At 68.1% G+C, this 12,381-nt stretch carries 11 protein-coding genes; 3 read left to right on the plus strand and 8 right to left on the minus strand.

Features of this window, described 5'->3' with window-relative positions; all coding sequences use genetic code 11:
* Positions 1 to 6 precede the first annotated feature (6 nt).
* From waaA to QC821_RS01235, 3 genes are read right to left on the minus strand one after another with little or no spacing between them, the layout of a single operon-like run.
* Positions 7 to 1,296: a lipid IV(A) 3-deoxy-D-manno-octulosonic acid transferase gene (gene waaA / locus QC821_RS01225; RefSeq protein ID WP_309715877.1), complete on the minus strand. Its 1,290-nt coding sequence runs from the start codon at positions 1,294 to 1,296 to the stop codon at positions 7 to 9.
* Complete coding sequence (gene hldE, locus QC821_RS01230; RefSeq protein WP_309715880.1) at positions 1,296 to 2,726, minus strand: bifunctional D-glycero-beta-D-manno-heptose-7-phosphate kinase/D-glycero-beta-D-manno-heptose 1-phosphate adenylyltransferase HldE; 1,431 nt, start codon at positions 2,724 to 2,726, stop codon at positions 1,296 to 1,298. The genes waaA and hldE overlap by 1 nt, the downstream gene beginning before the upstream one ends.
* Positions 2,716 to 3,792 carry a glycosyltransferase family 9 protein gene (locus QC821_RS01235; protein WP_309715882.1) on the minus strand — a complete coding sequence of 359 codons (1,077 nt, stop codon included), beginning with the start codon at positions 3,790 to 3,792 and terminating at the stop codon, positions 2,716 to 2,718. Before QC821_RS01235 ends, hldE begins: the two co-directional genes overlap by 11 nt.
* On the opposite strand from QC821_RS01235, the gene QC821_RS01240 reads away from it, so the two are divergent.
* Positions 3,791 to 4,519: a 3-deoxy-D-manno-octulosonic acid kinase gene (locus QC821_RS01240; protein WP_309715885.1), complete on the plus strand. Its 729-nt coding sequence runs from the start codon at positions 3,791 to 3,793 to the stop codon at positions 4,517 to 4,519. The genes QC821_RS01235 and QC821_RS01240 overlap by 2 nt on opposite strands.
* Here the strand turns inward: QC821_RS01240 and QC821_RS01245 are convergent.
* Together QC821_RS01245 and QC821_RS01250 are read right to left on the minus strand one after the other, a co-directional pair.
* Complete coding sequence (locus QC821_RS01245; RefSeq protein WP_309715888.1) at positions 4,483 to 5,517, minus strand: glycosyltransferase family 9 protein; 1,035 nt, start codon at positions 5,515 to 5,517, stop codon at positions 4,483 to 4,485. The two genes, QC821_RS01240 and QC821_RS01245, sit on opposite strands and share 37 nt — an antisense overlap.
* On the minus strand, positions 5,514 to 6,650 hold the full coding sequence (locus QC821_RS01250) for a glycosyltransferase family 4 protein (protein WP_309715891.1): 1,137 nt from the start codon (positions 6,648 to 6,650) through the stop codon (positions 5,514 to 5,516). The genes QC821_RS01245 and QC821_RS01250 overlap by 4 nt, the downstream gene beginning before the upstream one ends.
* A gap of 12 nt (positions 6,651 to 6,662) precedes the next feature.
* Between QC821_RS01250 and QC821_RS01255 the strand changes: the two genes are divergently transcribed.
* A complete protein-coding gene (locus QC821_RS01255) occupies positions 6,663 to 7,736 on the plus strand; it encodes a glycosyltransferase family 9 protein (protein WP_309715894.1) in 1,074 nt (357 codons plus the stop codon).
* On the opposite strand, the gene QC821_RS01260 is transcribed toward QC821_RS01255, so the two are convergent.
* Complete coding sequence (locus QC821_RS01260) at positions 7,693 to 8,478, minus strand: glycosyltransferase family 2 protein (protein ID WP_309715897.1); 786 nt, start codon at positions 8,476 to 8,478, stop codon at positions 7,693 to 7,695. The genes QC821_RS01255 and QC821_RS01260 overlap by 44 nt on opposite strands.
* Positions 8,479 to 8,614: 136 nt before the next feature.
* Between QC821_RS01260 and QC821_RS01265 the strand changes: the two genes are divergently transcribed.
* Complete coding sequence (locus QC821_RS01265) at positions 8,615 to 10,261, plus strand: sulfatase-like hydrolase/transferase (protein ID WP_309715900.1); 1,647 nt, start codon at positions 8,615 to 8,617, stop codon at positions 10,259 to 10,261.
* Here QC821_RS01265 and waaF read toward each other — a convergent pair.
* Together waaF and rfaD are read right to left on the minus strand one after the other, a co-directional pair.
* Complete coding sequence (gene waaF / locus QC821_RS01270) at positions 10,258 to 11,292, minus strand: lipopolysaccharide heptosyltransferase II (RefSeq protein ID WP_309715901.1); 1,035 nt, start codon at positions 11,290 to 11,292, stop codon at positions 10,258 to 10,260. The two genes, QC821_RS01265 and waaF, sit on opposite strands and share 4 nt — an antisense overlap.
* Complete coding sequence (gene rfaD, locus QC821_RS01275) at positions 11,285 to 12,241, minus strand: ADP-glyceromanno-heptose 6-epimerase (RefSeq protein ID WP_309715904.1); 957 nt, start codon at positions 12,239 to 12,241, stop codon at positions 11,285 to 11,287. Before rfaD ends, waaF begins: the two co-directional genes overlap by 8 nt.
* Positions 12,242 to 12,381: the final 140 nt, after the last annotated feature.

Consider the following 12,381-nt stretch of genomic DNA (forward strand, 5'->3'; position numbering starts at 1 on the left):
GAGCACTCACTCACCCTGCAGCAGTTGCGCCAGTCCTTGCCGGGTACGCGCCAGGGCGCCGCGATTGGCCGCCACCACCCGCTGACCGGCTACGCCCTGGCGTAGCCGCTCGGCGTCGTCATCGAACAGCGTGGCGAGCGCAGTCGCCAGGTCACCGGCGTCGGCGACGCGCACCAGCGCACCAACCTCATCCAGCGTCTCGGCGATGTCCGCAAAGTTGGCCAGCTGCTCGCCGCTCAGCAGCGGGGTGCCCATCGCCGCCGGCTCGAGCAGGTTGTGGCCGCCCACCGGCACCAGGCTACCGCCGACGAAGGCCAGGTCGGCTGCGCCATACAGCAGGGTGAGCTCACCCAGGGTATCGCCCAGGTAGACGGCATCATCGTGGCTCGGCAGCTGCCCCTGGGCGCGGCGCGGCGCCGCCATGCCGTGCGCCGCGCACAGCGCTGCCACCGCCGCGAAGCGCTGCGGATGGCGGGGCACCAGGATCAGCAGGGCGTCCGGATGAGAGCGCCGCAGCAGCGCATGGGCCTCGAGCAGCTGCTCGTCCTCTCCTGGGTGGGTGGAGCCAGCGATCCATACCGGCCGGTTGCCGAACTCGGTACGCAGCGCCTCTGCCGCGCTGCGCAGCTCAGGCGCCACGCTGATATCGAACTTCAGCGAGCCGACCGCCTGGCTGCGGTCGGCGGCCATGCCCAGCGCCCGGAAGCGGGCAAGATCCTCCGCCGACTTGGCGGCCAGCCAGTCGACCCCGCACAGTGCGTCCTGAATCAGCGGCCGGATCCACCGGTAGCGCGCGAAGGCCTGCGGCGAGAGGCGGCCGTTGACCACCGCCAGCGGTATGCCCCGCCGGCGGCAGGCGGCCAGCAGGTTGGGCCACAGCTCGGTTTCGAAGATGATCGCCATCTGCGGCGCCAGCCGCGCCAGAAAGCGCCGCGTCGCCCCGGGGTAGTCCAGGGGCAGGAAGCGGTGGTGAAGCCGCGCCGCCAGGCCCGCTTCACGGCGCAGCGCCTCGACGCGTTCGGCGCCGGTGGCGGTCATGGTAGTGACCGTGAGGTGATGGTCGGGGTAGTCGTCGAGCAGCGCCTCGATCAGCGGCCGGGCGGCGATCACCTCGCCCAGCGAGGCGCAGTGCAGCCACAGGCCGGGGCCGGGCGGCGCCTCGATCAGCCCCAGCCGCTCGCGGCGCGGCCGAGCAGGGCGCTGCTCGCGCCACACCCGGCGCCACACCAGCGGCGTCAGCAGCGCCAGTGCCAGCGAATAGAGCCACCGCGCCCAGGGCTTGCCCGCCGCCGCCATCAGCGCTCGCGGTCGAGGATGGTGGAGATCATGGCGGTGGTCGAGACGCCATCCTCGAAGCCCAGCACGCGCACCTCGCCGCCGGCGTCACGCACCGCCTGGCCACCGGCGATATCCTCGGGCCGGTAGTCGCCGCCCTTGACCAGGATATCCGGCAATACCGCCTCGATCAGGCGCTGCGGGGTGTCCTCGCCGAAGGGCACCACCCAGTCCACGGCGCCGAGGCCGGAGAGTACCTGCATGCGCCGCGCCAGCGGGTTGATGGGGCGCTTGGGGCCCTTGAGGCGTCCGATGGAGGCGTCGTCGTTGACCGCCACGATCAGACGGTCGCCGAGCTGGCGGGCGTGCTCCAGGTAGGCAACGTGGCCGGCGTGGAGGATGTCGAAGCAGCCGTTGGTCATCACTACCCGCTCGCCGCGGGCCTGGGCGGCGCGCACCGCCTCGATAAGCGGGGCCTCGTCGATCACCCCGAACTCGGCGAGCTTGTCGCCATGCACGGCGGTGTAGAGTTCGGCGATCGACAGTGTCGCGGTACCCGGCTTGGCCACTACCAGGCCGGCGGCCAGGTTGGCCAGGGTCATGGCCTCGGCGAAGCCGTGGTCGGCGGCCAGCGCCAGGCCGAGCACGCCGATCACGGTATCGCCGGCGCCGGTGACGTCGAACACCTCGCGGGCGCGGGTCGGCAGGTGCAGCGGCACGTGATCGCCACGAATCAGCGTCATGCCCTTTTCGCTGCGGGTGATCAACAGCGCCTCCAGCTCGAGCTCGGCGCGCAGCGCTTCGCCTTTGGCCGCCAGCTCTTCATCGCTGCGGCAGGCGCCAACCACCGTCTCGAACTCGGTGAGGTTGGGGGTGATCACGCTGGCCCCGCGGTAGCGGCGGAAGTCGCTGCCCTTGGGGTCGACCAGTACGCGCTTGCCGGCACCGCGCACCAGCGCGATCAGTTCCTCGATGCGATTGAGCGTGCCCTTGCCGTAGTCGGAGAGGATCACCAGGTCGACGCCGTCCAGCGCCGCCTCGACCTGGGCCAGCAGCGCCGAGGTATCCACTTCGCCGAGCCCCTGCTCGAAATCGAGACGAATCAGCTGCTGGTTGCGGCTCATCACGCGCAGTTTGGTGATGGTGGGAATCTCGCTGCTGCGCTGGAAGTGAGTGCTCACTCCAGCATCCTCAAGGCTAGCAGTGAGCAGGTCGGCGTTGGCGTCGTCGCCGACCAGGCCGGCGAGTCCGGCATGGCCACCCAACGAGGCGATATTGAGCGCTACGTTGGCGGCGCCGCCGGGGCGGTCGTCGGCCTCTTCGACGCGCACCACCGGCACCGGCGCCTCGGGGGAGATCCGCGAGGTGCCGCCGTGCCAGTAGCGGTCGAGCATGGCATCGCCGACCACCAGCACGCGGGCATGTTCCAGGGCGGTGAGGTCAAGTTTCATCACGGGGCTCCGAGAGCAGGGTGTCCAAACGGTCGATGACGTCGTCGGCGGCGATCAGCGACATGGCGTCGGGGTGGCGCACCCGCTCGCCCCAGCCGAGCGCCTCGACGTCCTTGTGCAGAAAGTGCGCCACCGCCTGGGGGTAGCGGTCCACCGCCAGGTGGCGCCAGTGATAGGGTCCGGTACGCTGCAGGTTGGAGGTGGCGTAGAGGCCGATCACCGGCGTATGCAAGGCATTGGCCATATGCACCGGGCCGGAGTCCGGGGCGATCACCGCCTGGGCCTCGTCGATCAGCGCCAGCAACCCCTTCAGCGACAGCTGGCCGACAGCGTCGACCAGCGCTTCGCGGTCCGGCACCTGGGCGGCGATGCGCTCACACATCTCGCGCTCCTTGGCAGTGCCGCTGCCGGTGAGCAGGGTGACCAGGCCGTACTGCTGCCAGGCGTGCTCGATCACTGCGGCAAAGCCCTCCGCCGACCAGTTACGGAAGTTGCGCACCCGCACGCTGCTGCACGGGCTGACCACCAGGTAGCGACGCCCGGCGCTCAGCCGTCGGGCTTCGTCGAAAGCGGCATCCGGCACGCTGAGCTGCCACTCGAGGCGGGTATCCTCGACGCCGAGCAAGCGCGCGAAGTCCATGAACGAATCGACCACGTGGGCGCGCGGGTGCGGCGGCAGCTGGCGATGGGTGAACCAGTGCTGGGCATCCTTGGAACGCGCCCTGTCGTAGCCCACGCGCATGTCGGTCTTGAGCCCCAGCCCCAGCAGGCTGGCGCGGATCGCCTGCTGCATGTGCAGCAGCACGTCGAAGCGCGTCTCGGCGAGCTGGCGCCACAGCGCGCGCATGCCGGCCAGGCCGGAGGACTTGTCGTAGACCACGAACTCGACCCCGGACAGGCCCGCCAGTAGACTGTGCTCGCCCTTGCCGATGATCCAGGTGATGCGCGCCTCGGGCCACTGGCGCTGCAAGGCACGCACGGTGGGTACCAGATTACACACATCGCCCAGCGCCGACAGGCGCAGGATGCCGATATGGCGGGGCTGGGCGGGTAGAGGACGCTTCATGCAGTTGGCAAGGTTCCAGGCGGCGAAAACATTCATTCTATATGATGCGCACAGTGTATGTGACGCCTTGCCTGCCTCACAAATCGACCCCGCGCTGTTCTCCCCCGCCTATTGGCGCCAGCACGGCGGCGTGGTCGGCGAGGCACCCGGACGCGGCACCAGCCTGTTCGTGCAGGCCGGTTCACAGCAGTGGGTGCTGCGTCACTATCGCCGTGGCGGCCTAATCGGCCGCGTCATCCGTGATCGTTACCTGTGGACCGGCCTGGAACGAACCCGCGCCTTCCGCGAGCTGCGCCTCACCGCCGAGCTCCACGCCCGCGGCCTGCCGGTGCCGCCGCCGGTGGCGGCCTGCGTCTGGCGGCACGGCCTGAGCTACCGGGCAGCGCTGATCACCGTGCGGCTGGCGGGCACACGGGCGCTGGCCGAGCGGCTGGCTGACGCCGACGCCACTCTGCTGGAGCGGGTCGGCGCCAGCATTGCACGCTTCCATGCCGCCGGCCTCGACCACGTCGACCTCAATGCCCGCAACCTGCTGGTCGACGCGGCAGACCAGGTATGGCTGATCGATCTCGACCGCTGCCGGCTGCGCCCGCCCGGCGCCTGGCAGGCCGCCAACCTCGACCGCCTGGCGCGCTCGCTGGCCAAGTTCGACGCCCCGCCGGGTGCCATGGAGACCATTCGCCGCGCTTATCAGGCTTGTTCAGAAGAGACGACTCGCGCCGGATAAAGCCGCGCCAGCAGCGCCACGAGGCCGGCGATGATATCCATCCGGCCGGGGACCTGGCCATCGCGGTGAAACACCGCCTCGTGGCAGTCCTCGTAGCGCGGCCAGTAGCGAAACGGCACCGTCATGAAGAAGATCCCTAGCGTCGGCGTATGCGTCGCCAGGGCCAAGTTGCGCACCCCGGTATCCCCAGACACCAGCACGCTGGATTCGGCCATATAAGGCCCTAAGGCGTCGAGGCCGAGGCGTGGCTGCACACTCACATTGCCATGCTGGGTGAGCACCTCGCCCAGAAAGGCGCCGCTCTCCTCCGCCTTGTGGCCCTCGAGCAATACGTGCTCAAACTGCGGCAAGCGCTGTGCTGCCTGCTCGATCACCTCGCACCACGACTCCGGCGATAGCGACTTTTCTGCCACCGCCGCGAACGGAAAATAGACGATACGCAGGCGCGCCGACTCACGACGATGGCGAGGCATGGCGAATTCCAGCGGATACTGAGGCTTATGGCCCATGATCTTGAGGAAGTCGAGCAGCACCTCTGCCTCGTAGTGAAAGTCCGAACGCAGAATGCCGATATCGAACAGCAGGCGGTTGAAGCTACGCCGATAGGGAAAACCGAGCTTTACGCGAGCCGGGGTCAGCAGCGTCAACAGCCGCGAGCGGGCGGTATCGGCGAGATCGAACAGCACGTCGGGCTCACCAAGCGCCTTTAGCTGCGACCAGCGGCCTTTCAGAGAGCGCTCTTCGGTGTCGAGGACATGCACGGCATCGACCAGGTCATGCGGTAGCGCGTACTGGTAGCGGCTGATGGTACTCAGGGTGATATGCGCTTCGGGAAAGAATCGCCGCAGCTCGACCAGAAAAGGCCGCGTGGCCATCATGTCGCCGAAAGCGCACTGACGAATCACGACGATGCGCCGCACGTTATCGACATGCAGACACGACAACCAGCGGCGCCCGGTATGATTAAGATAACCGCCTTTTTCCACCCAGGCCTTCATGCTGCCTCCTTGCCGGTGTCGGCTGCCACATAGGCATCACATAGCGCCGCAACATGCGCGCTCAACGAGAAGTCCCGGCGTACCCGCTCCTCAGCCGCCCCGCCCAGCTGCTGGCGCAGCGCGGGGTCGTCGGCCAGGGCCTCCAGCTGCTGCGCCCAGGCGTCGGGGTCGTCGGGTGCGGCCAGGCGCCCGACCGCACCGTCGAGCAGCTCGGGAATCGCGCCGCTGTCGGCGCCGATCACCGGACGGCCGGCGGCCATCGCCTCGATCACCGTCAGCCCGAAAGCCTCGTTGGTGGAGGGTATGCAGACGATATCCAGCGCCCTCAGCAAGCGCGGCAGGTCGCCACGAAAGCCGCTGAAGGCGACCCGCTCACCGAGCCCCAGCGCGGCCACCTTGGCCTCGAGCTCGGCGACATAGGGCTCGTCGCTGCCTTCGCTGGCGTGCAAGCCGCCGATTATCACGGCGTGCCAGTGCAGGGCCGGTGCGCGTACGGCGAGTCGCACCAGCGCCTCCAGCCAGATATCCTGGCCCTTGCCCGGCGTCAACCGCCCGGGCAGGCCGATCAACAGTGCCCCGGGCGGTGCGCCGAGCTCGCTACGCAGCGCATCAATGTCGCCGTGGACGGCATAGGGCGTCGGGTCGATACCCAGGTAGAGCCGCTGAATGCGCTCGGGCGGCAGCGCGAAGGCCTTGAGGTTGCGCGCCCGGGTGGCCTCGCTGATCGAGAACAGCCGGCTAAGTTTACCGTAGGCCCAGCGATGGTAGAGTCCCTTCTTGGGTCGGGTCACGCCCATGTGCTCGGTGAAGAACAGCCGCAGGCTGGGCCGCAGCGTCTTGAGCAGGGCGACCAGGCGCAGATCGGAGGACTTGTGGCAGTGCAGCACCTGGATGCGATGACGCCGCAGATAGCCCAGGATGCGCGCCACGGCCAGCAGTGCGCCGCCGCGTGACGCCACGCTCAGCGGCGTCACACCCGCCGCCGCGAGGCTATCGGCGACCCGTGAGCCGGCCAGCGCCAGGCCGTGTACCTCCCAGCCCTGGCGCTGCAGCTCGGGTATAATCCGCGAGGGATACATTTCCAGACCACCCCAGCCGCTCGAGAGGCAGATGTGCATGACCTTGTGCGACAAGACGACTCTCCCATGACCGCGCCCCAGGCAGCGCCGCGGCGCATTCTGGTGGTGCGTAACGATAAACTCGGCGACTTCATGCTCGCTTGGCCGGCGCTGGCCTGCCTCAAGCAGGCCGACGCCGCGCTGCATGTCACCGCCCTGGTGCCGGCCTACACCGCTCCCCTGGCCGAGGCCTGCCCGTGGATCGACGCGGTGCTACTCGACCCCGGTGATGACGCCCCGCGCCAGGCCCAGCGCGAGCTGCTCGAACAGCTGCGCGCGGCGCGCTTCGACGCGCTGCTGACGCTGTTCTCGACGCCGCGTATCGCCTGGCTGGGCTTTCGCGCCGGCATTCCCCTACGGCTGGCGCCGGCCACCAAGTGGGCGCAGCTATTCTACAATCATCGCCTGACCCAACGCAGGTCGCGCTCGCTCCAGCCCGAGTATGCCTACAACCTCGAGCTCGCCGAAGCGCTACTGACGCGACTGGGCATTGCCCCACCCCAGGTGGCCCCGCCCTACTGGCCGCTCGAGGCGGCGACTCGCGACGACGAGCGGCGGCGCCTGGCGCAGACCCTCGACCTCGATCTCGCCCGCCCCTGGGTCTTCCTGCATCCGGGCAGCGGCGGCTCGGCGGTCAACCTGGACCTCGAGCAGTACGCCCACCTGGCCAGCGCCATCGCACGTCACGCCCAGGCCTCGCCGCACTGGCTGCTGACCTTCGGCCCCGGCGAGCAACAGGCCGCCGAGACGCTGTGTGCTGCGCTCGGTGAGCATGGCCTGGACGCCCAGCTGGTACCGCCGCGTGATTCGCTGCGCGACTTTGCCCAGGGCCTGGCCGCCGCCGACCTGCTGATCGCCGGCTCCACCGGCCCGCTCCACGTGGCCGGCTGCCTGAACCTGGCCACCGCCGGCTTCTATCCGGCCAAACGCTCATCGACGCCGCTGCGCTGGCAGACCTGCAACGCCGCCGAACGCCGCCTGGCCTTCAGCCCACCGCCCGGTAAAGATAGCGAAAGCGACATGTCGCGTATCGACCTCAACGATGCCGCCCTGCGCATCAGCGCGCTGCTGGATCGTCAGGCGGCGCGGTCCGGGTCCTGACCCACAGGTCGGCGTACTTGGCGAAAGTCGAGTGCGCCGACAGCAGCGCCAGCAGCAGCCCGGCGCGACCGTCGAGAAACCCCGCCTTGAGTAGATACATGCGCAGAAAGCAGCCCAGGCCGTGGCCGATGCCCGCCGCCAGGCTGCCGCGCTTGCCGCGCGCGGCGCGCTGTTCGGCCCAGGCCTGGGCGTAGTGGGCCGACTTCTCCAGGTAGTGACGCAGGTCGCGGTAAGTGAAGTGCAGCAGGTCGCCCTCGAGGTCGCGCACCGTCAGCCCCTCGGGGTTGGTAAGCTTCTCGTGGACCAGGGCACTATCGTAGCCGGCACGCCCGCGCGGGTAGAGCCGTGCGACCCGGTCGGGGTACCAGCCGGCGTGACGTATATAAGCGCCGAAGCACCATGACAGGCGCGCCACGCGATAGATCGCTGGCGCTCCGGCCAGCGCCTCCTCGATGCTGGCGCGCAGTGCGGGGGTGACACGCTCGTCGGCATCGACCATCAGGATCCAGTCGCTCTCGACCAGCGCCTCGGCGCGCTGGCGCTGGATCCCGAAACCCTGCCAGTCGGCGTTGACCTCGACCTTGTCGGCATTCTTGTCGGCGTAGCGCCGGGCGATCTCGACGCTGCCATCCTGGCTGCCGGCATCCAGCACCACCAGCTCATCGGTCCAGCGCAGGGTCTCCAGACAGGCGGCCAGGTTGTCGGCTTCATTCTTGACGATCACTACCGCGGCCAGCGACATGGGGCATCCTCGAGGGTCGGCAAACCGCCAAGTGTAGAGCGGCTCGTCGAGCCCGGCAAACGCCTGGCCTCTGGCGTATGAGCGGGCGGCCAGCCTTGCTAAGCTAGAGGCACTCCAAACCTGCCGAGCGCTTGCCATGTTTCAAGCCGTATTTCGTGACGCCAGGCTGCGCCAGCCACGCTGGTGGGCACTGCTCTTCCTGGGTGGCTGTCTGGCCTATGCCACCGCTTCGCTGCTACCGCTGGGCCTCTGGCCGTTCTTCCTGGTCGCCACGCTATGGCTGCTCGCCGCCTATCTGTTCCGCTGGGGCGCGCCGCGCCGGCCACGTCCCCCCAAGGCGGTGATTCCCTGGTCGCTGGCTCCCCTGCTGCTGTGGTGGCTGTATGTCTATCTGGCGGCCAGCTTCGGCATCGTCGACCTCGGCGCCATCTACTTTCACCTCCAGGCAGGCATGACCGACCACGGTGGTGCCAGCCGTGTGGTGGCCGCCATCCTCTCCACGCTGTGCGCGGTGCTGATCATCGTGGCGTTCACCTGGCTGGTGCGCCACGACCACCGCTGGCGGCTGTTCGAGCGCATCCTGGCGCTGCTGCTGCTGGCCAGCAACCCGCTGCTTTACGGCATCACCCAGCGCAGCGCCGCCATCATTGCCGAGGATGGCGCCTGGCTCGACCGGCGCTACGTGGAACCGGTCATTCACAGCGCGCCGGATACCCCGCCCAATCTGCTGCTGATCTACCTCGAGAGTATCGAGCGCACCTATGCCGACCGCGAGCGCTTCGGCGATGCCTACGCCGATCTCGACGCCATCGGCGAGGACGCCAAGGTCTTCGAGGGCGTGCGCCAGCTCGACAACACCGGCTGGACCATGGCCGGCATGATCGCCAGCCAGTGCGGCTCTCCGCTGATGCCGGCGGGCCTGCTCCACGACCGCCAGTTCGAGCCGCTCGACGAGGTGGTACCCGGGGTGACCTGCCTCGGCGACCTGCTCAGTGAGCAGGGCTACCAGCAAACCTACCTGGGCGGGGCCAGCAAGGCCTTCGCCGGCAAGGGGCTGTTCTACTACGGCCACGGCTACGACAGCGTGCTGGGTCGTGAGGAGCTGACTCCGCGCATGGAGGACCCGGAGTACCTCAACAGCTGGGGGCTCTATGACGACACCCTGTTCGATTTCGTCATCGAGGAGGTGCGTGAACTGGCCTCCGGCGACGCGCCCTGGAATCTCACCACCCTGACCATCGGCGGTCATGCGCCCTACGGTCATCCGGCCCAGCGCTGCCTCGACCGCCAGGGCGAGTTCGACGGCGTCGACATTCTCTACTCGGTGGAGTGCAACGCCTGGCTGACCCGCGAGCTGCTCGACGATCTGGCCGCCGAGGGGCTGCTCGATAACACCCTGGTGGTCATCGCCAGCGACCACCTGACCATGCGCGTCTCGGCCTGGGACGAGCTGATCGCCAGCCCCCGCGCCAATACCTTCATGCTGATGGGCAACGACCTGGAGCCACAGCGCATCGAGCGCGAGTCATCGATGGTCGACGTCTTCCCGACCATCCTCGAGGCCATGGGGTTCGAGATTCACCAGCACCGCGCCGGCCTCGGCGCCTCGCTGCTGTCGCCAGTGCAGACGCTGCTCGAGCGCCATCAGCTGGAATTGATCAACGCCAAGCTGCGCGAGGAGCGCGAGCTGCAGCTGCGGCTGTGGGACGGCCTAGCCCCGACGCAACGCGAGCAGGACGAAGGCCTGAGTGAGGAGGAGGAGGAGCTGCCGCCGGTGCTCTAGGCTGGCTCGTGCCCCTCGGAGGGCGCTGTCAGTGCAGCGAAGATGCGCTGCGGCGTCAGCTGGTTGAGGCAGTTGGTATGCCCCAGCGGACAGACCCGCGCGAAACACGGTGAGCACGACAGGCCCAGGCGGTGGATATGCGCCCGTGCGGTCAGCGGCGGCGTGAAATCCGGCGACGACGAGCCATAGAGCGCATGCACCCGGGTGCCCACCGCGGCGGCGACGTGCATCAGCCCCGAGTCATTGGTCACCACCTGCTGGCAGTCGGCGAGCAGATCCACGGCATCGGCCAGACGCGTCTTGCCACACAGGTTGTGCACGTGCTCCAGGCCAGCGGCGATATGCTCGCCGTCCTCGACATCCTTGGGACCACCCAGCACCCGCACTTCGAAGCCGGCCTCCACCAGCCAGGTCGCCAGCTGCCGAAAGTAAGCCGGAGGCCACTGCTTGGCCGGACCATATTCGGCCCCCGGCATCATGCCGATCGCCGGGCGCGACGATAATCCCAGGGCCAGACGCAGTTCGACAAGGTTGTCAGGGTCCACCGCCAGTCGCGGACGAGGAATCGCGAAGTCGCCGCTGGCCGCCTCTGCGACCGGCAAGCCCAGCGAGACGAAGCGCTTGACGGTCTGGTCGAGCGCGCCCTTGTCGAGCGGCCGGCGTCGATTGAGCAGCACCAGCCGCTGTTCGCCGGTGAAGCCAAGCCGCACCGGCACCCGTGCCAGAAACGGTACTAGCGCCGACTTCCACGAACGCGGCAGCACGATGGCGCGATCGAAGCGTCCGCGCAGCGATGTCGCCACCTCGCGCCGCACCCGCCAGCCGAACTCGCCGTGGCCGACGTCCAGCGCGATGGCATCATCCACCTCGGCCATGCGCGACAGCATCGGCAGCGACCACGCCGGCGCCACCACCCCGATGCGGCAACCGGGGTGGCGCGCCTTGAGGGTCATCAGCAGGCTCTGGGCCATCACCATGTCGCCGACCCAGGAGGGACCCACGACCAGGATCCGCTCGCCGGCATCAGCCATTCAACCACTCCAGATAGGCCCGTACGCCCTCGGCAACGGTCTTGAAGTCGTAGGAGTAGCCGGCTGCGCGCAGGCGTGAGATATCGGCGCGGGTATAGCTCTGGTAGCGCCCCTTGAGCTCATCGGGAAAGTCGATGAAATCGATCTGCCCACGCCCGTAGTAGTCGATTACGCTCTCGGCGATGGCCTTGAACGGTTCGGCGCGGCCGCTGCCGAGGTTGAAGATGCCCGACTGCTCGGGGTGATCGAGGAACCACAGGTTGACGTCGACCACGTCGCCGACATACACGAAGTCGCGGCTCTGCATGCCGGCGTCATAGCCGTCCCAGGCACCGAACAGCTTGGGGTTCTCGCCGGCCCGGACCTGGGTATGGTGGTGATAGGCGACGCTGGCCATCTTGCCCTTGTGCTGTTCGCGAGGGCCGTAGACATTGAAATAGCGAAAGCCTACTACCTGGCTCGAGAACTGCTCCCAGCGCGCCCGCACGTACTGGTCGAAGAGCAGCTTGGAGTAGCCATAGACGTTGAGCGGCCGCTCGTGCTCGGGGGCTTCGACGAACACTTCGCTGCCGCCATAGGTGGCGGCCGAGGAAGCGTACAGGAAGGGAATACCCTTGCGCTGGCAGTAGTGCAGCAGCACCTTGGAGTACTCGAAGTTGTTGTCGAGCATGAAACGCCCATCCCACTCGGTGGTATCCGAACAGGCGCCCTCGTGGAAAATGGCCTCGATGCTGGGCAAGCCGGCATCCTCACCGCGCAGCTCGGCCTCGACGCGCATCAGGAAGTCGTCCTTGTCGAGGTAATCGCCCAGCGTGCAGTCGGCCAGGTTGACGAATTTGGTGCCATCGCTCAGGTCGTCGACCACCAGCACATCGCTGCGGCCGCGCGCGTTCAGCGCCTTGACCAGATTGGCGCCAATGAACCCGGCGCCGCCCGTCACTACGATCATGTGTCTATCCTCTTGGTTGCCGCGCCTGCCGGAGGCAGGCCACGGACCGATGGCCAGGCCGACATTCCTGCAGCGTGCCTATAACCGATTCGCTGGTAATTGTATACTTGGCGGTTCTTGAATTCATGGGCCAACGGTGC

The sequence above is a fragment of the Franzmannia qiaohouensis genome (assembly GCF_031451695.1).
Lineage (GTDB): Bacteria > Pseudomonadota > Gammaproteobacteria > Pseudomonadales > Halomonadaceae > Franzmannia > Franzmannia qiaohouensis.